General features: G+C 66.8%; 14 protein-coding genes and 2 pseudogenes. 5 read left to right on the plus strand and 11 right to left on the minus strand.

What is annotated here, in order from left to right:
• Nucleotides 1-407: 407 nt before the first annotated feature.
• Nucleotides 408-2744, minus strand: coding sequence for a HEAT repeat domain-containing protein (locus tag ABZ877_RS12770; RefSeq protein ID WP_361068762.1), 2337 nt, complete (start codon nucleotides 2742-2744; stop codon nucleotides 408-410).
• Between the two features lie 218 nt (nucleotides 2745-2962).
• On the opposite strand from ABZ877_RS12770, the gene ABZ877_RS12775 reads away from it, so the two are divergent.
• Nucleotides 2963-3172 (plus strand): hypothetical protein, encoded by a 210-nt coding sequence (locus ABZ877_RS12775; protein WP_361068765.1) that lies wholly within the window; start codon nucleotides 2963-2965, stop codon nucleotides 3170-3172.
• A gap of 288 nt (nucleotides 3173-3460) precedes the next feature.
• On the opposite strand, the gene ABZ877_RS12780 is transcribed toward ABZ877_RS12775, so the two are convergent.
• From ABZ877_RS12780 to ABZ877_RS12795, 4 genes and pseudogenes are all read right to left on the minus strand, one after another.
• Nucleotides 3461-3775, minus strand: coding sequence for a hypothetical protein (locus tag ABZ877_RS12780; RefSeq protein ID WP_361068768.1), 315 nt, complete (start codon nucleotides 3773-3775; stop codon nucleotides 3461-3463).
• Between the two features lie 433 nt (nucleotides 3776-4208).
• Nucleotides 4209-5681, minus strand: coding sequence for a hypothetical protein (locus ABZ877_RS12785; protein ID WP_361068771.1), 1473 nt, complete (start codon nucleotides 5679-5681; stop codon nucleotides 4209-4211).
• 107 nt (nucleotides 5682-5788) lie between these two features.
• Nucleotides 5789-5986 (minus strand): annotated as a pseudogene (locus tag ABZ877_RS12790) (transposase); the annotation flags it as partial.
• A gap of 319 nt (nucleotides 5987-6305) precedes the next feature.
• The gene (locus ABZ877_RS12795) at nucleotides 6306-6599 is read right to left on the minus strand and encodes a hypothetical protein (protein WP_361068773.1); all 294 of its coding nucleotides are present in this window, start codon (nucleotides 6597-6599) and stop codon (nucleotides 6306-6308) included.
• Nucleotides 6600-6647: 48 nt separating this feature from the next.
• Between ABZ877_RS12795 and ABZ877_RS12800 the strand changes: the two are divergent.
• Nucleotides 6648-7350, plus strand: a pseudogene (locus ABZ877_RS12800) (transposase).
• A 547-nt stretch (nucleotides 7351-7897) separates the two neighbouring features.
• On the opposite strand, the gene ABZ877_RS12805 reads toward ABZ877_RS12800, so the two are convergent.
• The 4 genes from ABZ877_RS12805 to ABZ877_RS12820 form a co-directional block, all read right to left on the minus strand.
• The gene (locus ABZ877_RS12805) at nucleotides 7898-11194 is read right to left on the minus strand and encodes a type ISP restriction/modification enzyme (protein WP_361068776.1); all 3297 of its coding nucleotides are present in this window, start codon (nucleotides 11192-11194) and stop codon (nucleotides 7898-7900) included.
• Between the two features lie 322 nt (nucleotides 11195-11516).
• On the minus strand, nucleotides 11517-13616 hold the full coding sequence (locus tag ABZ877_RS12810; RefSeq protein WP_361068778.1) for a UvrD-helicase domain-containing protein: 2100 nt from the start codon (nucleotides 13614-13616) through the stop codon (nucleotides 11517-11519).
• A gap of 301 nt (nucleotides 13617-13917) precedes the next feature.
• Nucleotides 13918-14250, minus strand: a complete 333-nt coding sequence (locus ABZ877_RS12815; RefSeq protein ID WP_361068940.1) for a hypothetical protein — start codon at nucleotides 14248-14250, stop codon at nucleotides 13918-13920.
• A gap of 189 nt (nucleotides 14251-14439) precedes the next feature.
• Complete coding sequence (locus tag ABZ877_RS12820; protein WP_361068781.1) at nucleotides 14440-14889, minus strand: ATP-binding protein; 450 nt, start codon at nucleotides 14887-14889, stop codon at nucleotides 14440-14442.
• A 431-nt stretch (nucleotides 14890-15320) separates the two neighbouring features.
• Between ABZ877_RS12820 and ABZ877_RS12825 the strand changes: the two genes are divergently transcribed.
• From ABZ877_RS12825 to ABZ877_RS12835, 3 genes are read left to right on the plus strand one after another with little or no spacing between them, the layout of a single operon-like run.
• Nucleotides 15321-15587 (plus strand): hypothetical protein, encoded by a 267-nt coding sequence (locus ABZ877_RS12825; RefSeq protein ID WP_361068784.1) that lies wholly within the window; start codon nucleotides 15321-15323, stop codon nucleotides 15585-15587.
• On the plus strand, nucleotides 15553-16086 hold the full coding sequence (locus ABZ877_RS12830; protein ID WP_361068787.1) for a DUF6879 family protein: 534 nt from the start codon (nucleotides 15553-15555) through the stop codon (nucleotides 16084-16086). The genes ABZ877_RS12825 and ABZ877_RS12830 overlap by 35 nt, the downstream gene beginning before the upstream one ends.
• A gap of 30 nt (nucleotides 16087-16116) precedes the next feature.
• Nucleotides 16117-16983: a helix-turn-helix transcriptional regulator gene (locus ABZ877_RS12835; RefSeq protein ID WP_361068789.1), complete on the plus strand. Its 867-nt coding sequence runs from the start codon at nucleotides 16117-16119 to the stop codon at nucleotides 16981-16983.
• 6 nt (nucleotides 16984-16989) lie between these two features.
• Here the strand turns inward: ABZ877_RS12835 and ABZ877_RS12840 are convergent, their stop codons facing one another.
• Nucleotides 16990-18057 carry a helix-turn-helix domain-containing protein gene (locus ABZ877_RS12840; protein WP_361068792.1) on the minus strand — a complete coding sequence of 356 codons (1068 nt, stop codon included), beginning with the start codon at nucleotides 18055-18057 and terminating at the stop codon, nucleotides 16990-16992.
• A 92-nt stretch (nucleotides 18058-18149) separates the two neighbouring features.
• On the minus strand, nucleotides 18150-23135 hold the full coding sequence (locus ABZ877_RS12845) for a DNA repair ATPase (protein ID WP_361068794.1): 4986 nt from the start codon (nucleotides 23133-23135) through the stop codon (nucleotides 18150-18152).
• Nucleotides 23136-23194: the final 59 nt, after the last annotated feature.

Below are 23194 nucleotides of genomic sequence, written 5' to 3' on the forward strand. Positions count from 1 at the left end.
ACGCCAGGCAATCGGGTGTAAGGCTGCGGCGATTCGCCAGCTGAACTGAACTCCCGAGCTGCTTGTTCTGGGGGCTTGGTTCCCGTTGTCTCCCGTCAACGGTTGAGCGTTCCTGGGCCGTCTCTGGGCCGTCCGAGGCGGCCCAACGGCGACCGATGACGACTGCTGACGGCAGCAGTAGCGACCGGCAGCCACAGGTCACCCGATTGGATCTGCGACACTGGTTGAGCCATGCCTAAGCCCGGAGAACTGGCAGCGGATGATCCCAAAAAGGCTCTTCACCTGCGCAGTCGCGGTCGCTTCAAGGTGGTGTGTTGTCGGCGGGGCCGTACCTGAGCCGTGGCTCCGTGTTTGTTGCGCTTACATCGTGCGGCGGCACGGCCCAACGGGTCATCTGTCCCGCTCGGTCATTTGGGTTGCTCCCAACCGAGACCTGTCATGCGGTCACGTAGACGGCGGCTGCCAAGACGGATGACCTTGGCATCGATAGGGATGATTGGTCTGGGGCGTGCCAAGTCGTTGGTCACGATGATGAACTGGCATCCATGTTGGCTGAGCAGGTGCATTTTTTTGAAGAGGCGACTTGTCGCTCCAAGATCGTAGGATGCCGTCGGTTCGTCGAGAAGGTACAGGCGATATTTCGGCGTTTCGGTCAGTGCTGCCTCAATTTGAGTTCGTCGCGTTCGACCGTCTTCGGTCCACTCCATATAGAAACAATCCTCCGGCGCCAAATCTTCCATCAAGAGGATTTCAAGATTGTTAGCGAGATCTTGCACCCACGGAGAATATTTAAGTGTTTGACGCAATCGGCTTCCCTCGATGGCGCCTGCTCGGACGGCCAAAGACTTCAGAAAGAGCGTCTTCCCTGCTCCGTTGTCGCCATATATTACATTGATGCCAGGGTCGAACCTAATTCCTCGACGCAACGTCGTGATACCAGGCAGTGGAGTTTCAGTGCTGTACTCGTAAGGAACACGTGCAGCGATAAGATAGCCGTCTTTGTTTGTGTTGGTCTTTTGTTCTGGAGAGGTTGGATTGCTCTTGGGTTCGCCGACGTCACGAGGATGCTTGTTGCCCGTAAAGCCTGATTGAGACTTGGTTACAGCTTGCCCCGTGAGAGCGAGGCCCCGCTCCGCGGCCCATCGGACCGTTGGTGCGGGGTCAGCTAGCATCGCAAGAAGAGCATCCGTGACGGCAGCGTCGCACGGCCAGCCGATACAGAGCCCGTTCACGGCTACTTCCCGCATGGCTACATCGGTGGTGTGGGAAAGCGCGAGGAGGGCATCTCGGGCCACGGCATCGCCCTGCCATCTTTCGAGTAGTACTTCAATAACAGTTTCTCGCACTTGCTGGACAGTGTCCTGAAGGAGGGGCAGTAGCGCGTCCCGGGCAGCGGCATCACCAGGCCACCCCACCGCCAGCCCCTCAGCCGCAATTTCTCGGGCTTGCTTAGAGCGGTCTTGAGTCAGAGACACGAGTGCGTCAAAGGCGTCGGTGTCGCCGGCCCAGGCTTGAGCCAAACCCCATACGGCGATCGTCTGAACCTTGGGCTCACTATCACGGGTGACTGCAATGAGAGCCTCGCGGGCAGCGGTGTCGCGGGACCAGGTTCGTGCCAAATGCAGGGTGGCAAGTGCCCGGATGTCTGGGTGGTCGTCGACGGTGAGCCGGACGAGGGTGTCGCGAGTCATTGGGCTTCTGGACCAGTGCTTGATGAGCGTGCGGAGAGCCGTCTCGCGGTTAGCTGCGTCAGTGAGTTGAGTGGCTGCCAACAACGTGCTGAATTCGTCGATCGGCTGTAGATGAGTGTTGGGTATGAGGTTCCGCTGAAATTCGTGAGCTTTGCGTTCTTCTGCGTTGTTAATCTCTTGAGCTTTATCCAAAGCGGCAGCGATGTCCGCGAGCGCAGGGTGAGCCGGGATATTCGTCGATAGAAGCTCCTGTTGAGGCAGAGCAGGGCCTGCCGGAAGTGACTTCACCTCCGTTACGTCGGGGTGCAGAGATAAACGGTGCACATTATTGTGAGCTTGCTCCCACAAGGTTTCCAGTAGGGCGCGGCGTTCGTTTACTCGTTCGAGCTGATCTTCTGCTGTGGCCTTGTGCCTCAGTGCTTGGAGTCGCTGGTTTGCGGTGACGTCGGTGGCTGCTGACTCGGCACTGTCACGAAGTGCCTTAAGATGTGCCGTGTCGAGGTCGGTGACGATATCCCGCAGGGTGCTGATGATCTGCAACAGTGTGGTCATCAACAACTGGGCATCGCTCAGAGCCCATCGAAGCCTGTCCTGGGTACGATGAGCGCGTTCAAGCTCGAGCTGCACCTGGAGAGTGGCTACAGCGACTTCAGTAGGAGCTTGTGGCGTATATACTGGTGGTTTTTTCGAACGCCGCCTCTGACGATATTTACGAGCGGTGGTCAGCAGGTCATCGGCCTGGCGACACAGCTTTCTGTGGAGCTCCGGTTGAATGCGAGTGGCACTGCTGGTGATCTCTAGGAACACCTCGATGAAGCGTTTGGGCGGAAGGGAAGCCGTTCCTTTAAAGAGTCGATCGAGGTGTGACTTAGAAAACTTCATGTCGCTTACAGGATCGACTGGTGGCTCGTGCCCAGCCTCTATTCGCATCCTTTCCTGATGAGCGCGATGCTGGAAGCGCTGCTCGATGTCCCGTGTGCTGAGGCAGGCCGCTTGGCTCTGGTCTCGCAGGAACCTACCCAGAGTCACGTCTGGTTCCTCGTCGAAGCCCATCGCCCGTGTCATGTTCCCCCCGTCCCTGCGCTGTCCCAGCGGCGTCCCTGGGACAGAACAGGGACACGGCGCGTCGACCCAGCTCAAGTACCCGGAGCACGCAATGAGTCCCAGGCAGTCCCGGTGAATGTTGGGGGCAACCCTGCCCCACCACGATTCTCGCCTCAGCGGCCTACACAGGTCCCCGACTTCACGCAAATACGCTGAGGAGAGCAACAGTGGCTACGCCCCTGCACGACATCGCAAGCTTGGGTACTGTCACCCTGAGTGATCAGGTCGCCAGCATCGAGCATGTGCTCCTTTCGGCCATGCCTGAGTTCATCGGTGCACTTGCCGCCACTCTCGTCAGCGCGGTGGTGACGTGGGCCTTCCAGAAGTGGCCCAGGCGTGACGCGCCCGAAGTTCGCGATGAGAACATGCCCCGCTGAAGTAAACGCAAAGGCCCCCGCCTCGCGCCGTCTAGTCGGAGGGGCGGGGGCTTTCCACCTGATCTTGGGCAGCTCGTCATGCAGAGCGCTCCCAACCCGTGGTCAAGTGGCCCCGATCGTGCTCGGGACGAAGAGGCTGCCGTGCCACAGTCGTGCCAGATACAGGGGTCAGCAGCGGTCTACAAGGGTCGGTAGCGGGTGCATCCGTGCTCGCTGGCTCGGTCGGTGAAGCGGCAGGTCACCGGCCCGACGCTCCTACCTCTCTCCTAAAGTGGTTGTCCAGCGCGCTCACCGAGTCCACACTCTGTGGAACTCTTTGGCCGGGATGGCCTCCAGCGGATCTTCTTCAGGATCGATCGCTTGGTCTGTCAAGCCGCCGTGCTCGTCTTCCAGGTGCTCCCAGCTGTACCGGTGGAGCTGGCCGGCCGAGGTCAGCTCGGCCTGCTTTATGACGATCAACTCGCCGCGGTCGGGTACGGCCTCGATGTACCAGAGGCAGCCTTCTTCGTCAGCGTGGCGGAAGTGGTGCCGCAGGGTGGCACTCTCGTCGAGTGCTCGCAGGTACGCCATGATCTCTGCCGCGATTCGCTCCAGGTCAACCACGGGACCATCGTGCCAGCGAGCGCGCGCAGTTGGGCTCCTCTGACATCCATAAGCGACATCAACGGCGCCGGACGCCAGCACTCCTAGGCGACCTGGCATAGCCGACGCGGCCAGGGGGCTCCCCGGCAGTACCGACGAGCGATCGAACTCCTAAAGCGGGTATCGCAGGTTCGAATCCTGCGGGGGCACAGCGGGAATGGCCAGCTCAAGAAGGGGTTCCTCGCAAGCTGGCCCTTCGCCGTTTCATGCACCCTGCCACGGGCGGGCCACTACATCGGCTCGGAGCTCACTCCCGTAAGCCCGACCCGCTCCCTCGCTGCCCCAGATCAGGGCCCCGCCCCGAGCCGGTGTTGTGCCAGGTAACAACGCCAAGCGATAGCCGGCACGGTGCCTCGATCACTGACTTAGCTAGGTCCGCGTCGGTCTCATACGGTCACTTGCGGCTTTGGCCACGCATCACGTCGAGTACATCGCCCGGGGCGAGTCGATCGCGGTACAAAAGCACCCAGGCGACGGCGCCTACCACGGCAACGATTTGAGTAGATCCGGCGGCCGAGAGCTCCGACAGGCCCGCTGCAATGGCGGCACCGGTCATCACAATACCAAGGATGATCAGCCGTACCCATTCCCGATTGACGGCGGGCTCTACGTCCTTCAAATCTTTGGGATCGAGCAGGGCGAGTGTGCGGCCCTGTGCGTACCGTTCAGTGATCATCACCAGCAAGCGCGCCATTTCCTCGAAAACCTGGCCTGTGTCTGCGTCGATGTCCTGTCGTGCCTCTAGCCGCCGGATCGCCCCTACTACGTCGGCCGCATGCTTCCGATACTCGCGCCGACGCGGACCGGGCACCTGACGGTGCCGAACCTTCCAAGCCGACCACACCACCCGCTCAACCCTGGAGAGGTCCACGCGCGCAGCATAGATAGCGCTATGAGGCTGCGTGATGGTCTGGTAGTAACGCCGCGCCGCCCCCACGCGGCCAACACAGTCGATCAGAACCGCGACAGGCCGGGTGCGCTTGGCCACCCCTGGACGCAGGCTCAGCAGCGACCGCAGCCACCATCCGCGAGGATGAGGGGCGGCAAAGCCTGGACCGTGCTTGCTGTCTGCCCTGGTCGGTCCGCGTCGGCCGAGAAGTCCCAGCACGGCTCGTAGTGCAAGGAGAAGCGCGACAGTCAGAAGGAGTCCGAACACCGCAGTAGCCGCCTCGGCGGGGCGGCCTTCCGGGGCACCGAGTGCTGGAAGATATTGGGTGGCCTTCCTCCAGATCGACTCACCGAACGCCCGGAAAGTCGTCACTACCGTCACAGCGATGCCTGGTTGCTCGCCGGTCCATTCGACCTGCCGGGCCTGACCCCACAGGCCGCCGCCGGGCGCCCACCACACAACGGGAGCTCTTTCGCTCTCCGCCCACACATGAGACGACCACCTGGTGACGGCATTGACGATGCGCCCCAGGTTAAGCAGGATCTGCAACAGGATGAACGCCTTGACGAAGTACGCGACCGCAGCTAGCGGCGCGACCTGATGCCACGACCGCAACGCAACGCGCACCTGTGGGCCGACAGGAAACAGCCTGTGAGCATCACGGCCAAAAGGCCTTCTAGCCCACGCCAGATGCTCCGCAACCCCGCGCCTGCTCCATCGGAGATAGGCGTTCACTACACGACCCAGGGTGTGTCGGTACACCCACACGCCCGCGGCGAGCAAAGCCCATCCGACGAGTTCGGCCAGGTCAAGCACCCGTTGCAGGAACCACCGGACCCGCAACACGTCACGCGGGTCGACCGTCTCCGATATCCCCCATATGGTCACGCCCGGCACTGCGAGCACTAGAAACAAGCTGACCAGGAATGCGACCACTTCAAGGACTCTGCCCAGAGCAGCCCACGCGACTTCGATCACCCAGACAGTCTCGCCGAGCGCATGCGGCGACGGGTCCTGTTGGACTGTTATCTCGCGTAGCAGTACGGGACTCCCCGACAGGGGCCGGCCCTCCGCGCGGCCGTGATCCCGTTGTCCACGAGATATCGGATCGCATCGAGCATGGCCCGGTGGCAATACGCCTCCGGCCGGCCGCCCCGGCCGCGCATCCAGCCCGGCACCGGCAGCAGCGGCAGGACCCGGGCCCACTCAGCGTCCGTCATGTCCGTCGGGTAGCGAGGCTGCCGCGTCCCGTTGTCGGCGGCGTTTCCGAACCGGTGAGCCAGACAGTCACACTCCCAGGTGACCGCGCTGGACTGCCCGGCCACCGGCACGCAAGACTGCTGCACCAGGGCCTCCTGCTGCTCGGTGATCCGACACCAACGAGCTGTTCAGGAGGCCCTGTTCCTATGCGCCCACCACCCCGCGACCACCCGATCGGGACTTCCGTTCGACGCACATCCCTCAAGATCGAAAAGACAACAGCTTCTTAAGACTTGTCCCGCAAGACCGGGCTCGCGCCCAGTGCCCGCTGTTCTGCCGACTCGCGCCTCTTCGCGTTGGGGCCCACAGGAAGGTACGTCGCCCGGCGGTGTAGGGAGGCGCTCAGTCCAGAGCAACGATCACTGCCTCGGACACCATCACTCCCGCCTCCTGGATCCGCTGACGCATGTTCCCTTCGTACAGCCAGGCGCAGGCCTCGATCGCTGGGTGGAGTTCGGCGAGGATCAACGCCGCACGCTTCGGTACATAGGTTTCTTCCCTCCACACCGTCCCGCAGCGATCGATCTCCTCCTGCAACTGAAGGAGCGCCTGCTCATCGAACCCCTCGTTCATACGCAGGGGCATCACGAAACGATCTGCCGCCCCTTCCAGACGACTCACCAAGTCCGTCTCCATATACACCTCCGTCTCGGCCAGTTCGCAACGCGGTGGCACGATCCTCTCGTGGCTGGTGTGATCACGGCGTCGCAGCCGTCCTGGATAAGCCCGTTCACCGGGCTGAGCCCGCGCTGCTTCGGCAAGCTGGTGACCGCCCTGCGCCGCGAGGGAGCGGACACGGTCCGCCGAGGCCGGCCGTGGAGCCTCCCCCTGGAGGACCGCGTCCTGCTGGTCGCGGCGTACTGGCGCACCCATTTGACGCTGCGCCAGCTCGCGCCCCTGTTCGGAATCTCGAAGTCTGCGGCCGACCGCATCATCAACCGCCTCGCACCCCTGCTGGCACTGCGGCCACGGCGACGATTCCGTAAGGACACCGTGCTCATCGTGGACGGCACCCTGGTCCCCACACGTGACCACACCGTGGCAGAGCAGTCGAAAAACTACCGGTACTCCACTAATCACCAGGTCGTCATCGACGCCGATACCCGGATGGTCGTCGCGGTTGGCCGCCCTCTGCCCGGCAACCGCAACGACTGCAGAGCATGGGAGTTGTCCGGAGCGAAGGCCCTCGTCGGCAACAACTTGGTGATTGCTGATGGTGGCTACCGCGGCACCGGCCTGGTGATCCAAGGTTCGTGCCCGCGTCGAGCACGCCTTCGCCCGCATGAAGAGCTGGAAGATCCTCCGCGACTGCCGATTGAAGGGCGACGGCGTTCATCACGCCATTCTTGGCATAGCCCGCCTGCACAACCTCGCGCTCGCCGGATAGACCCGCCCAAGGTGGGCATCCTCGGTGCCAGCCATGTTGAGCTAGTTGATCATTGCGGGACAGCCTTTAGGCAACGCAGTAGGCACCTTGTCTGTGCGTTACGGCACCCCACGCCTTCGCATCGAGGGATGGCATCGGGTGAGTGTCTAACTGCGTGACAACGCCGACGAACAACGGCGGACGAGCGCGAACGTCTATGGACCATAAGCGCAGGTGAGAGGCACACCAGCCCAAGGCAGCACCCCCATCCAAGTTGCTTCGGGACGAAGAGGTCGTGGGTTCAAATCCCGCCACCCCGACAGGGAAGTACCAGGTCAGGGGCCTGATCCGCATCGCGGGTCGGGCCCCTGAGTGGTTCCTGGAGATCGCTTGGGAGAAATCTGAGAGAAGATCTTGATCGGTCCTCCTTGATCGTAAGCACCGCGTGAGGCCTCCCCGCGTTCCTCCGGATCATCGCTCACTTCCCTCTCGACGACCACGCCCATGTCCTCGTTCGACCAGATGCACAAGCCGTCCCTTCGTGACGTGCCGGGCTTGCTCTGGGACGTCACAGTCCCGGCATTGTGTCTCGCCCGGCGGCGGGCTTGCGTGCGTGGCGTGGCACCGGGAGGACGCCTCCCTCTGCGAGGTCCCGTAAAGAGATGAGAGGGCCGGAGCAGACCGCTTCCAGCAATTCTCGTTGAGCCGGTTCCTCCTGCACCAACAAGCCGAGGATGTTGAGCAGCGTCAGCAACTCGGTTGTCCAGTCGGGAAGCCAACGACGGGCCACTACATTGTCGAGTTCCAGTCTTCGCTTGCCCGCCGGCTTCTTGCGGCGATAGCCGAACCACTTGTCCAGTACGTTCATCCCGGAGACCTGATACTCCCTGGTGGATGGCAGTACCGGCGCGATGCACCCTGAACCGATCCACAGGCACTGCACCTCTGACTCATATCGGAGAGCCTGCGGCATTCCCTCCTCCGTGTCTGGTATCTCCACGACACAGCGAGGACGGCCTGAGGGAAGACGTAGCATCTCACGCGTACGTCCTTCTGCCTGGTCCGAGAAGCGGTCCCCGTACGTGTGCAGCCACAGCACGCGGCGGCCTGATCGAACCGCGCGGCCCCACAGACGAACGTCACCGGTCAGCGGTACCCGCACGCCGGGGTCTTCGAGGTTTTCGCGGAAGCGCTCTGTGTAGGCGGGATGGGAGACCACCCCGGCGATGTAGGCCAGGAAGTCTTCGGGCGTGACTGGTGTGGCGAGCCGTCGTGAGAGCAAGTCGAGCAGGGCGGGGGCAATGTTGGGGAATGCGCCCTGTGCATCGCGGTAAAGCGGCCGGACACAACCGCTGCGTCCGTTGAAGTAGTCCATGTCAGGGATCAGCGCGCTGAACACGAGGGCCGGGCCGTTTACGACGGGATGAGCGTTCTGCTCCACGGTGAAAACCTGATGATCCCCCCGAACCCGCCAGAGGTCGGGGCGCGCAACTACCATGAGCCGGTGATCCGGCAGGATCAACTGGCGGTCGAAGGAGCGGTACCCGACCTGGACAGGATCGGGCTGAGGTCGCTGCTCCTGTCGTAACGGAGTTGCGTCGTAACCGGTCGTTCCGGCGAGAGGCGTCACTCGGCTGTCGATCGTACGGTCCCTGGCCTCTCCGAAAAGTTCCCTGCGCTTGGATGGGTCAGCGCCCAGGAAGATGCGCCATCGCTTGCGGAGCGTCTCCTCATCCGGTGCATAGACCCATACGCGGCCGGGCGTCACCCCACGCGAGGACCACGGCATCAGGTCTCTGATCAAGGGAGCGCTCATCCATAGGTCATCTCCTTCCGGAAGGAAGGGGTCTGTGTCTCCCGTTGCACAGTCACGCCACTCGGGATCGTCGAGGGTCAAGCTGAGCAAACGCCGGGCCTTGTCGTCTCGATGCCCGTGCACTTTCAGATGGTGCACGAGAGCACCGTCCTCACGGTGGTCATCTCGTCGACGCACGAACACCGCGATGCATAGCTCTTGGGCGACATCCGGAAAGAGGCGGTTCGCCACGGCAGATCGTTGGCCTTCGGGAGAGAGATCGATGACCCAGCCTTCATCGGCCGATTTCCGCAAGTAGCGGCGCATGCCAGCGAACGCACGGCTCCTCAGCCACGCTTTAGGCGTGATGTAAGCAACCACGCCGAACGGTGCGTCGTCGTGGGCGTCGAACACCTTCCAGGTCCCCCAGCGCCAGAAGAAGACGTGCAGGTTCGACAGCTTCGACTCGTAGGTACCGTTGCCAGGCAACCGGAAATCGTCGAGCGGCGGGTCTTCCCCGACATTTGGATCACCTGCCTCGATCCATTTGCCCGCACCTCGAGTAACGGCATCGTGGGGCGGGTTGCCGATGACCACCATGACGCGCTCGTCCCGCTTGACCTTGTTGGCCTGCCGACGGGATTCCGCGAGCGGGCGATATGTGTGGGGGATCCAGTTGAACTCAGCCCTCGGATTGTCGAGAGTGTCAGCCACCAGGAGGCGCAATCCCTGTTTTGGGGCAGCGGATCCGTAGTCCTTCAGCAGTGCGTGCATCCGCAGATCCGCCACGGCATAAGGGCCGATCTGTCGTTCGAACCCGATGAGCCGCTGACCAACCATTTGCCGGAGGCGGGGACCGAGTGCTCCAGGTCCTTCTTCTTCGGTGATGATGGCGGCGGCCCGCTTGAGGACCGACAGCAAGAACGTGCCCGTTCCCATGGCAGGGTCAACGACGACCACTTCCGATGACGCGAAGCCGGGCCCGATCCCGAAGGACCTCTTCAGAATCGCCTCGGTGAGGCGGACCATGGCCTCGACCACACCATGCGGCGTGTAGTACGAGCCGGTACGCACGCGCAGCTCACGGTCGTAGATCTGCAGGAAGTCCTCGTACAGGAGGAGGTAGGAGTCTCCGGACCCGTCGTCGAGCCGGCTCCAGTCGACGGCTCCCACCACCCGCAGCAGCGTGCCGAGCGTGGTGGACAGGTCACCGGTCGCCGACTCTTCGGTGAGGACATCGAGAGCCTTGCCCATCAGCGAGTGCCGCTTGCCCAGCTTCGAGGCGATGGCGTGTACCGACTCGCCCTCGAATGAAATGCCTTCGACCCTGGCCAGCAGAAGGGCGAACACCACTGTCTGGCCGAACTGTTCGACGAACTCATCGTCGGTTGTCTCGGGGAACAGCAGTCGCCGCCACTCTTCGGCGATCTCTGTGAAAATTCGGCGGCGTCTGCCGGCCTTCTCCTGAACCATCGACTCGGCCACCTCGTCACAGAGCAGACGGCACAGGCCGGCGACAGACCGAACCAGCTGCGTGGTGCTACGGGGTGGCTTCGGCTGCCAGGTGAGAAAGTCCTGGAGCACCCGGGCGAGGGCGGCGCCGTCGGGGGCGAGCCGGGCACCGGATGTGAGGACTGAACCTTTCATCCGGGCAAGTTGCCCGACGGCCTGGCCACTGCGATACAGCGCGAACTCGTTCCCGTCGCAGTAGAGGACGTTGGGCAGCAGACGTAGCTTTTCCCACTGCGCGGCGCTGTCCCCAGTGAAGTGGGAGGGGTCTGCCCCGCGCCCGGGCTTCTTCAACTCGATGTAGCCGATGAGCGCTCCGTCGACCGACACCGCGTAGTCGGGCCTGGCCCGCAGGTCCACGAGCGGGACTTCACCGGTCAGGGTGATGGCGAACCCCAAACGTGCTCCGACAGCCCGGATCAAGGTCTCCATAGGGCCACGGAGTTGGTCCTCTTGCCAGCCACCACCTTTTAGCTTCGGGGTGGCCTCGGCCCCGAAGGCGGATACGGCCACCCGTACAGCTTCTTCGTAGGTGCCGCGTTGATCTGCTCGTACCGCCATGCGGCCCCCTTGCGTTGAAGGCGGCCGACGGGTTGTGCGAACCTCACGGCCGCACCCTGCTCTCGAACACGCGGGGTCCCATCCCCGACATCACACACTTACCGAATGTAAAGAGCAGACAGCACGTTGTGAAGAGCGCAACAGGCGAAGAGTGGGCCCTGGGGCGACCACATGAAGAGGACGGATACGAGTCCGTGTCGGTGACGCTCCCCCGCAGCCGCCTCAAGCCACCGCTCGACGGCAGGGGGTCCTCAGTAAGGGCCGCCACGCTGAGTCACAACCGGGATTCCGCGTACGTGAGCTCGCCCACGAGGCCCGTCCGTCATCGCCCCTCTGGGTACCGGTTCACACTACCCAGCCACAGCACGTCACGCGCTCGGGTCATGGCCACGAAGAGTTGGCTGCGGGCCAGCTCGTTGCGCTCGCGTTCCGTTTCGGAGGCTTCCGCGTCGGGCGTAAGGGAACCGTTCGCCAAGGCCGCGTCGTGCTCCGGGAGATAGACGCGCTTGAACTCCAATCCCTTGGCTCGGTGATAGCTGCCGAGTTTGACAGCGTCGACAGGGCGCCCGTCGTAGTGCTCCAGCAGGCACACGGAGATGCCCGCCCGTTCGAGGAGCCGCTGGTAGTGGCCGCTGGCGCGCATGGACGGGCACAGCACCGCTGTGTCCGGGCGGGCGCCTGGCGGCAGGTCGCGCAGGGCCTCCAGGAGCGCCTGGTCGTGCTCGGCCGGAGTCGGCTTCGACACGCGGATCACGTTGCCGTCGTGATATGTGAGGTCGACGTCTCGGCGTCCTGGCGTTCGGAGCCCGTCGATGTCCTCGAAGGAGTCCTCGGCGACGACCGCGAGTGCCGTGTCGAGGATCTCCTTGCTGTTGCGGTAGTTGGTGCGCAGCACTTGCCCGCGGTCGCCTCGGATGTCGATGCCGGCATCGGACAGACGGAAGCCGCCGGGATAGACAGCCTGTTGGCCGTCGCCGACCAGCAGCAGGCCGTTGGGCTCATCGCCGACGAGAGCGTGTAGAAGCTGTACTCCGATCAGGGTCAGGTCTTGGACCTCGTCGGCGATCACTGCCACATAGCGGTGTTGTCCGGTGTGGCGCCGTGCTTCTGCCAGGGCAAGGGAAAGGACGTCGTTGAAGTCGTGCACGCCGCGCTCGATGCGGAGCGCTTCGTACGCCTCGTACAGAGCCCAGACGGCCTGCCGATGCGGACGCCGCAGACTCGCACGACGGCGTCGGCGGGGCACCGTGGCGTACTCCTCGAAGGACGTGATGCCGCGCCCCTTGATGACGCGGTCGATCTCCTCCTTCCAGTATCCCGGGGTCGGGTCGATCTCGGCCAGGCAGCTGCCGCGGCCAACATGCTTCCAGGCGAGGCTGAAAGCCGTCTGGGCCTTGCCTCCGTGCAACCGGACAGGGACACCTCTGTCGTGCAGGAACTCCTGGGCCCAGGAGTGCAGGCTTCGGAAGTCGACCCTGTCGGCCACGGCGGAAGACATGGTCTTGAGAAAGGTCGCCTGCACCCGCGGGAGGTTGTTGGCGAAGGTGACATACAGGAGCCGGCCGGTGGTGCGCTGGGCGAGGTGGGCCGCGCGGTGCAGGGCGACGACGGTCTTGCCAGTGCCTGCAGGGCCGCTGATTCGTGCAGGGCCGGCCCAGTTGCGGCGTACCAGAGCTATCTGATCAGGGTGGAGGAAGGTCATCCACTGTTCGATCGGAGCCCGCAGCGCTTCTTCCAGAGCCGCCTCACGCAGTCCGTCAAGGTCGAACAAGCCGTCGGCCGGCTCTCCTTGAGGCTGCACCTGAGGCGGGGACGGCGCTGTCTGTGTTACGGACGATCCCTCGTACTCGGGGAAGACCCGCTCCAGGTGGTCGGCGATGGCACGTACGGATTCGGCGCGAAGTCGACTGCGCTCCGACAGCAGAGCCGACCCGACCTCATGCTCCCCCAACAGCCGGATCCTGCCCAGCCCGGCATCTACGCGGTGACCCGCGAAAACCATGAGGGGCTGGACCGCGACCGGGGACATCCCCAAGGCCGCCACAGCCGACTCGGCCGCTTTCGTCACGGCGAGGAGCTTGGCCGCGTGCTCATCGCGGGGCGCTCCGCCAGCGTGGAGCTTTCCCTCCGAAACGTCTGGTGCTGAGCGCCAGTTCTTGACGTCGAGAACGAACACACCGCCGGGACCGACCAACAACATGTCCACGTTGGCCGCCCGCGTTCCCGGCCACCTGCGGTCAACCAATAACCGCCACCCACGCGCCGTCAGGACCAACAGCTGAGCGGCGACCCGGCGTTCGCCCTCGCTGGCGGCTTCCCAACGGCGTGCCTCCTGCCGGGCGCCCTGCCACTGCTCCCTGAGCAGCCGCTCCTGCCGCCGCGCCTCCTGCGCCCGCCGTGATGCCGATCCACCAGCCGCCATGCCACGCTCCCTCGTACACAGAGTAGTGACCTTAAGACGATCAGCGATGGGCAGGGCAGGGCGCACAACTGACCAAGTGCATCTCCACCGATCAACTTCAGCCAGGCCTGCGGTCGTCGGGCACATGGTGTTGAGGTCAACGCACCATCGATAGATCACCCACCACCAAGACGACTGCACTGCCGTGGCCGAGTGCGGATTCTGCGCTGAATGGAGGACCTGATCACTGGGCCCGAGCGCATGTAACGGCTGACCGTGCGCTGACCGACTCGCCGTCACGCAACAACGGTTTGTCGTGCCCTTAACCAGGCGGCAGGGTGGGTACCCCGGTGCGGTCCGGACGTCGGGGGGGGTGCCGGGTCGTCACCGGGCGGCCAGCCAGTCCGGGTCCTCCTCTTGTGCCCGCAGGGCTTCCAGCGCGCCGGCATTGCCTAGGCGCTTCGTCTCGGCTGTCGTCCCACCGCGCGAGCGCGGCGGCAACAGCGTGCATGAGAGAGTCTGGAAGCCCGGCGTCGGCGAGCAAGGTCGCCGCATCCTCAGGTTCTGGGCCCCAGCGCCAGACGCGGGTACCGGTCTCGGGGATGTAATCGGCCTCCACGAGGTAACTGCCGGTGTGCTTGTCTGCGATCTCCAGTAGCTCGTCTGCGACGCCGTACGTTCGGGACTGCCGGAGATCAGTGGGACGACGTTGTGTCGCAGTTTTCGGGGCGCCTGCTCGTAAGGGCTGCTTCTCTGCCGCTCACAGGAGGCACGTCGAACGTCGATCACATCCAGCGGCTTGCCGACCTGGATGCCGGGATTGCGGTCGTCCGCGTGCCATCCCTCAGTCCGTAGCGGGTTCGTCCGGCCGCACCGCGACGTCTGCCCAGACCATCAGGCCCTCTGCTGTTCTCCCGCTTCCCCAGCGCGTCGCCAGAGTCGCCACGATGAGCAGGCCGCGGCCACGCTCAGCATCCGGGGCGGCGGGGCTCGGCGTAGTGGGCAGCAGTGGTCGTCGGAACCCGGTCTTCCCCTCGTCAGTCACTGCCACGGTGACGGTGTCTACCGCCAAGGCGCAGGTCAGTGTGATCGTGCCGCCTCGCCCGTGCTCAAGCGCGTTGGCAACCAGTTCCCCGGCCACGGTGAGGAGGTCATCGGTCGTGTCCGGGCTCAACTTCCAGTCTCGGGCTGCGTCCCGTACGTACCGGCGGGCGACTCGTGCGGCCGAGTAATCGTCGCCGGTGAAGTGGAGAGCGGGCAGCGCTCCTGGCATCGCCGCCGCCACGCCGGTCATGACTCTCCACCCGTAAACTCGTCCAGTGCGCCCGTCAACCACCCGACCGCGGCCAGTCGTAGGGACGCGACAAGGGAACTCGGGACCAGGCGACGGATCTCCGCACGCAGCACGATGTCGAGCCGGTTACGGCAGTCAGGGCTGAGCCGTATGCGCAGGGCAGCGGTCGCTTCGTCCAGCAGCGCACGCAAATCGTTCGGCTCGGGTCCTTCTGACTGGGCTCGGTGTGTGGTCACGGCACTCTCCGCAGGGCTCGGGCGGACTCGGTACCTGGGAGGCTAGGAGTCCATACGGTGCAGGACCCGGCACGTTGCGGATTGTTGCATCCCTTACCTCTTACGTGAGCAAGAGAGGTGCTACCCCTTGACCGCGCATCCATATAGCGCAGACCGTGGTGCAACGAACTGCAATGCCGACCAGGGGAGAGTGTCATGGAATTACGGTTCATCGGGATCGACCCCGATACCGGGGACGAGGAGAGTCCGACGGTATGGGTGGACGACGCGAAGGGCGAGATCGTCATCCAGGGCTGGAAGCCCGGTGCGGAACTCGAGGCGGCCTGCGCTGCGTTCGAGGCCCCGGGGCACGCGGTGGGCATTCCGGAGCATGAGCAGGTCGTACGCGTTCCCGCCCGCATGGCCGCGATGTTGAGGGAGGCGTGCGATGCGGTCGAGCAGCAGCGTCCCGCCGTTCCCTGAGATGCTCGCCGGGGCCCGGACGTCCGCGGTCCATCTGGAGATGCGTGACTGCTACGCCGTGGAGAAGGAACGGGAGGCCTTCGCCGAGTGGAAGAAGGGCGCCCGCATCGATCCCGATGATCGCGCCTCCTGGTGGCGGCCGTGGCTCGACCTGATCCAGGAGACCGTTGGGCGCGGTGTCGTCGTACGGCGAGCTCGTATCGTGTCGGAGCCGGTCAGCGATTACATCCGGTTCGAGCACTCCCACACCTTCACCAACGTGGCCGCGGGCGAGTTGGTGCGGTGGCTGCCGCGCCGTCGGGCCTCCGACATCGCGCTGCCCGGAAATGACTTCTGGCTCATCGACGACACGTTGGTGCGGTGGAATCACTTCTCCGGGGGCGGGGCGTCCGAAGGCGGTGAGATCAGTACGGAACCGGCCACCGTGCGGCTGTGTTCCGAAGCCTTCGAGGCAGTGTGGGAGCGCGCGATCCCGCACCAGCAGTACGAGATACGTTGATTCTTCGAGAACGAGCAGGACCACATCCACATGGCACAGTCCCCGTCGTCATCCGCACAGGCCGCCCGCGAAGCCGTTGCCGCGCGCCTGCGTGACCTGCGGAGAACCGCGGGACTGACGGTCGCCGAGCACGGAAAACGGTGCGGCTGGAGCGGTGGCAAGACCAGCCGCATCGAGAACGGGATCACCGCGCCGTCGGCCCGGGACGTGCGCCTTTGGTGTGAGGCGACCGGAGCCGCGGAGCGGGCCGATGACCTCGTGGCGATGTCCGTCAACGCGGAGACCATGTACACCGAGTGGCGGCAGCGCTCCCGTGCCGGACTCACCGAGTCACAGGCAGCGGCCGGACGCCTCTTCAAGGAGTCCCGGCTGTTCCGCGTCTACTCGGCCACCCTCGTCCCTGGTCTTCTGCAGACGGTCGGCTATGCGGCGGGCATTCTGCGCATCGTCGCGGAGATGCGTGATCTTGAGGTCGACGACAGCCCTGAGGCTGCCCGGGCCCGTATCGAACGGTCGAAGATCCTGCACGAGCAGCAACGGCGTTTCCTGTTCGTCATCGAGGAGGCCGCGCTGTATTACCAGCTCGGCGACACCACCGCGATGGCCGCGCAGCTCGGGCACCTGCTCACGGCCGGCGCGCTTCCCAGCGTCTCGCTCGGCATCATCCCGGCGGCGACCACCGGGCGGTGTCAGTGGCCGCGTGAGACCTTCCACGTCTATGACGACCGCCTGGTCTCTGTCGAGCTGGTCACTGCGCGCGTACGCATCCGGCAGCAGTCCGAGATCGACGCGTACGTGCAGGCGTTCGCACAGCTACGGAGCATGGCCGTGTACGGGGCCGACGCCCGTGCGCTGATCACGCGGGCGATCGGGGCGCTCGATCAAGTCGGGGCGTGAGAACCTTCAAAGCGCCTGCTCCGGCCAGTCCAGCAACCGTGCCCCGATCACCGCCGTCTGCAGCGTGTACCTGTCCCCGGGGTCCGACGGGTCCGCGCCCGTCAAGGTGTGGATGCGTTCCAGGCGGTAGGTGAGCGCCCGGACGCTCAGGGACAGGCGGCGGGCCGCCTCCGCCGCCACGCAGCCCGCGTCGAAGTACGCCGAGAGAGTCGACAGCAGGGGGGCCGCGCCGCCCCGGGCGCCTCGTAGTGGGCCCAGTACGTTCGTCACCAGGTCGATCAGTGCCTGGCGGTCGCGGGTCAGGACCGGGAAGACCAGGAGGTCGGCCGCGCGGAGGACCGGGTCCGTCAGGTCCAGGCGGGCCGCCAGTTCGAGGGTGCTCAGCGCTTCCTCGTAGGACTGGACGACGCCGCTCGGGCCCGGCTGGGAGCGGCCTATGGCCACCTGGCCGCCGTTCGTGGAGACGTGGGCGTGTTTGGCGAAGAAGGGGAGGACCTCGGGCTGGTCGCCGGGGGATATGCAGACCAGGCGGCCGTCCTTTGTCGTCAGCAGGACGTCTCGGTCGCCGAAGCGGGAGATCATCGCGCTCTCGACCGCCCTCGGGACCTCGTCCCCCTCGTCGTACGCCGCGTCGCCCTGCGCCACCGCCACCGCGTGCGCGTGGGACAGGCGCAGGCCGAAGCGTTCGGCGCGCTGGGCGAGTTGGCCCAGGTCGCTGCGGCCGTAGAGCAGGTCGTCGATGAACTCGCGGCGGGCCGTGACCTCTTGGCGCATCGCCTGGCGCTGGGCCCGTTCGTAGCCCTCCACGAACGCGTCCAGCGCTTGTTCCACCGCCGCCATGACGTCCACGGCTAGCACGCCCGGCGCCGTGGGCCAGTTCGTGCGGGCCTCCGCCAAGTGGGCCGTCATCAGCTCGCGCAGGCGTACGCCCCGCTCTGCCGCGCGCTGACCGAGCGTGCGGCGGGAGTCCAGTTCGTCGCGGGTCAGGCGGCGGCCCGTCGAGGCAGCCTCCGCCACCAGGTGCGCGAAGCCGGACAGGTAGGTGGCGGCTGCCGTGGTCTCGTCGTCCGTCATGGTCGCCGCCCCCCGGTCTCCATATCGCCGCCGCCCCCGTATTTCTAGCGCACGGGCCGGGAAGGGGGCGGTGTGGGGGGTCACGGGTACGGTCACGGTTGGTGGGTCTCCCCTGTTCCGGCGGGTACCGCTCGCCTCAGCGTCGTCTCTATCGCCGCCATCCTGTCCGCCAGGAGGCCGAGCGCCGCCACCGCCCGCACCGCCGGGTCTGTGTCCGCGCCGCCCAGGGTGCGGGCGCGGACGTAGGCGCGCTTCAGCTCCGTCCAGCGGGACGACTGGGCGGGCGTGAGCGTGCCCCGCAGCTCCGCCAGCTTCAGCAGGTTCGACTCCGCGCCGGTCGCCAGGGTCTGGGCCTCGCCCTGGTAGTGGTCGTCGATGAGCGCGGCTAGCTCCGTCTCGTTCATCGCCGGGTCGATGCGCGCCGCGATCTTGTTCATGTTGCGGTACGAGCCCTGGAGCTGGAACGGCGGCTCCGTGCGGGCGTCACCGCTCTGTGCCGCCGACGCGATGTACGCAGCGTTGACGGCCAGGACGGTGTCGCGGGCCGCCAGGAGGTGGCGCAGGACCGCCACCACCCGCTCCGCCTCCGCCTCCATGTACGGGTGCGTCAAGTGGTCCGGGCGAGTCGCCGGGTCGGCCGACGCCAGGCGTACGAACGTCTCCACGTCCCGCCTGTCCCGGCCGGCGAGCGGCGCCAGATGCGGGTTCGCCGTCAGCGCGTTCTCCACGAAGCTCAGCGCGAACACGTCCTCCTTGCCGGTCAGGACCGAGCCCAGGTTCCAGACGTCGGCCCGGTTGGCGAGCATGTCGGGGATGCGGAAGCGGGCGCCGGACTCGGTGTACGGGTTGCCCGCCATGCAGACGGCGAAGCGCTTGCCGCGCAGGTCGTACGTGCGGGGCTCGCCGTTCCACACGCCGGTCATGCGGCGTTGCGCGTCGCACAGGGAGATGAACTGTTGCAGCAGCTCGGGTGAGGTGTGCTGGATGTCGTCCAGGTAGAGGAGGACGTTGTTCGCTGCCTCCAACGCGAAGTTGATCTTCTCTACCTCCCGGCGGGCCGTCGCGTTCGGGGCCTCCGCCGGGTCCAGGGACGTGACCGTGTGGCCGAGCGCCGGGCCGTTGACCTTGACCAGCAGCATGCCGAGCTTGTCCGCCACGTACTCGATCAGCGTCGTCTTGCCGTAGCCGGGCGGCGACGTCAGCATCAGCAGGCCGCCCGCCGTGCCGAGCTGCTTGTGCAGGCTGTCGCCGATCAGGGGGAGGTAGACCTCGTCGATGAGGCGGCTGCGGACGAACGACGGCAGGACGTGCGGGCGGTGGTCGTCCACGCGCAGGCGGGCGCGTTCGGCGTTGGCCAGGCCGGTGCGCAGGCGCTGGTAGGCGCGGAAGCCGGGGACCACGTCCGTACGGAACCGGGTCGTCCGGGCCAGGAACTCGTCCAGGCGGAGCGGCAGGCTGCGGCCCTCCACGCGCGCGTGCGTGCCCAGCAGGCCCTCCACCGTCGCCGTGAGGCGGGCCTCGTGGTCGTAGTGCGGCAGGCCGGGGCAGAGCTCCACCGCCACCGCCTCCGCGATGTCCGCCGCTACCGTCTCCGCGAGGTCCGCCGTCTCGCCCGTCGTCGTCGCGTACGCGGACAGCCACGCCTCCGCCAGCGCCTTGCGCGCGGGCAGGTCCGTGACGGCGGCCAGGTCCTCCTCGTACGCCGCCGAACTGTCCGTGGCGTGCCGGAACTTGTCCAGGAACACCCGCACCGGGGCGGACACGGCGAAGCCCTCGGGCGCTGTCGTCAGCTCCTCGAAGAGGTAGGCCGCGGCGGCGGGGTCCGTTCGTGCCGCCACCTCCGCGCACCAGTCGTAGATCGCCGGCGCGAGGCCGAACGTGTCCCGGGCGCGCGCGAGCGACCGCGCACGCCGGGTCCACTGCTCGCGCTCCCCCTCCGTCGTCCCGTGCGCCCAGAAGAGCTGGGCCGCGGCGCGCGCCCCAGGCGTGTGGCGCAGTACCCCGGCACCCGCGTGCAGGCGCAACAGGGCCGTGAGGATGAGGGTGGCGTCGTGGTCGTGGACGCCGCGTTCGTAGCCCTCGTCGTACGACTCCTCCGCCGCCGTGCGGACCAGTGCGGGCAGGTCGTCGACGGCCGACAGGTGCTCCGGGCCGTGGTCGGCGAGGAGGCGGGCGGCCAGGTGTTCGGCGCGGTAGACGTCCGCGTTCTCGGAGGGGAGGGACTGGCCCCAGTAGGGCGCGTACGCGGCGAAGGCCGGATCGTCCACCGGCGCCCGGTAGTCCGTGCCCGTCAGCGCGAACGCCATCCCGTCCTCGCCGTACGGGACCAGGGTCAGCTCGTGCGGCTGCGTGTTGACGGGGAACGTGTGGCGGCCGAGGCGGATCGTGGTGCCGCCGTCGGTGTAGAGGTCGACGCGGTCGCGCAGGGCGCGCAGGGCGTCCTGGCGGACGGTGTCGAGGCGGGTCTCCAGCTCCTCGGCGCGGACCTGGTCGTCGAGGTCGCGCAGTTCGGCCGCGGTGCGGCGGACCTTCGCCACCATCGGGTCCGAGGCCAGGTACGTGCTGATGGCGTCGAGGGTGTCGAGCGCGGACAGGCGGCGGGCGACGGAGTCGAGGATGCGGTCCGCCGAGGTGGCGAGGCGTTCGGCGTGGCGGGCGCGGGCGTCGGCGAGGGTCTGCTTGCGGGCGGCGAACGCCTCGTGGATCGCGAGGCGCTTGGTGTCGAGGTCGGCGAGGAACGCGTCGGACTCGGCGAAACGACCCTCCAGGTTCTCCACCTGGAGGAGGAGGCGGGCGAGTTGGTCGTCGCAGGCGTCCGGGGTCGTGGCCACCGCGAGGGCGCCCGTCACCGCCTGGCCGAGCAGCGAGAACTGGGCCGCGAACTCGGCGCGGCCCTCGTGCGCGGACAGCTCGCGGCGGCGGGCGTCGAGCGTGGCGCGGGCCCGGTTGACGCCCGCGACGACCTCCGCGATGCGCTCCAGGACGTCCGTACGGACCGTCGCGTCGTCGATGTCGAGGCCGCCCAGGACGTCGGTGACCGTGTGGAGCTGCTCGGCGAGTTCGGTGACACGGGCGGTGAGCGGGGCGGCCTCGGCGGCGGTCCCGATCGCCCCGGCCTCCGCCTCGACGCGTGCGAGGTCGGCGTGGTGGTCGGCGAACGCGTCCGGGCGGGCCAGGAAGGTCACGGCGCGGGCGCCCGCCGCCGCGATGTCGGCGGCGAGGTCCTCGGCGAGGGCGTCGATGCGCGCGGTGTCGGCGTAGCGCAGGTCCTTGAGGGTGAGCAGATGGCCCTGCGCGCGGTGCAGCTCGGTCAGGCGCTCGACCCACTCGGTCGCGGTACGGGGCGCCTCCCCGCGGACGCGGCGGACCAGGGCGGTGGCGCGCGTCTCCGCCTCCGCGAGCGCGTCGGCGGCCTGCCGGGTGAGGGTGCGGACGGTCTCGTACTCGGTGAGGATCCGCTCGGCCGTCGCCCGCAGCGCGTCGATCCCGGGGCGCAGGCTGACGCCCAGGTCCTCGCCCAGCCAGGGGGAGGAGTCCCCGGCGCGCTCGCACGCGGCCGCCAGCGCCTCGTACGCCGTCGTGGTCGGCGTCGCCGCCGCCTCCTCAGCCGTACGGGCCAGGGCGAGGCAGTCGGAGATGCCGCGGACGAGGTCGGCGTTGCCGATGCGGGTCAGCTCCGGGTCGGCGGTGCTGGATTCGACGACGTACGTGTCCGCCGTGAACGGGGTCGACCAGATCTGCGCCGGGTGCACGCGCGCGGGTTCGCCGCTCCCGGCGGTCGTCGGCTCGTCGCGCAGGAGCACGAGCGTGCCGTCGTCGAAGAGGGCGTGGCCGCGGCCCGTGAGCGGGGCGGTGACCTCCTTGCGGATCAGGTTGTACGGCAGGAGGACCGTGCGGCCCTCCACGCGCGCGTGGAAGACGTAGAGCACGTCCTCGCCGTTCGGGGAGCGCACGGTGCGCTCGTAGGCGAGGTGCGTGGTGTCGAGGCCGTCGAACGTCTTGTGCACGCCTGTGGCCAGGCAGTATCCGCCCGCGAAGACGACGCCCTGCGCGTCGGGCAGCGTCCGGCACGCCTGCCCGATGCCGTCGAGCCGGACCACCGTACGGGTGAGGGTGTCGAAGACGAGGTGGCGCCAGGTGTCCTCCTTGTACGGGCGGACCCGGACGACTAGGAGCGCGCCCACGCGCGCGTGGGCGATGTCGGCGTCGGCGAGGGACTGGAGCGGCTCGTCGACCGGTTCCGTGTGGATGCCGTCGGGGGTCTCGGTGTCGTTCTCGGCCTTGATCGTGAGCGCGCCGCCGACCGTCGACACGTAGACCGCGCCGCCGTGGTCCTCGTCGCCGACGACTACGTGCGGGTGGCGGCCCAGGACGTGGTCCTCGCGGGTCGCCTCCCGCCAGGTGAGGTCGTCGGCGGGCGGCAGGACGTCGTCGCGGTCGCCGCGCGCGTCGAGGAAACGGGCGCCGCTGCCGTCCGGGGGCAGCTCCCAGCGCAGAACACGCAGGTCGGTGGCGCGGTCGCCGGTCTGGAAGACGGCGAGGAGCTTGCCGTCGAGGACGCGGAGTTGCAGCAGGCGGCTCTGCCGGTAGTAGCGGAACAGGGCGGTGAACTCGGCGACGAACCGCGGGTCGTCCAGGAGGCCCGGCACCGCGTCTTCGGGCAGGCGCGTGAGGGACTGGTCCGGGCTGTGCAGGGTGAAGACGTCGCCGACCTCGGGCGTGCCCGTGCCGAGGACGTCACGCAGGCCGAGCAGCAGGGCACCGCCGACGGCCACGACATCACGGGCCAGGCGTGGCTCGTCGGTGCGCAGCCTGCCGGTGCCGGTGAGGGTCAGGCCGACGGAGCCGAAGGCGGCGATGCGGCGTTCGTTGAGCGCGGCGGCGTGCGCAGCGAGGCGGCGGGCCTGGGCGGTGAGGCGGTCACGCAGAACGTCGTAGGTGGCCGCGTCCAGGTCGGTGTGGGTGGCGGTTGCGGGGCCGGTCTTTGCAGCACCGCTTGTATCGGTGTCCGGGCCGGTGCCTGTACCGATCTCCGGGCCGGTACGGGTACCGGCCCCCATGGCCCCCATGGCCCCCATATCCCCCAACATCCTCAACGTCTTCTCTCCTGTCCGATGTCGGCCGGGGCCGCCGACCC

Source organism: Streptomyces sp. NPDC046939 (assembly GCF_040644575.1).
Taxonomy (GTDB): Bacteria; Actinomycetota; Actinomycetes; order Streptomycetales; family Streptomycetaceae; genus Streptomyces.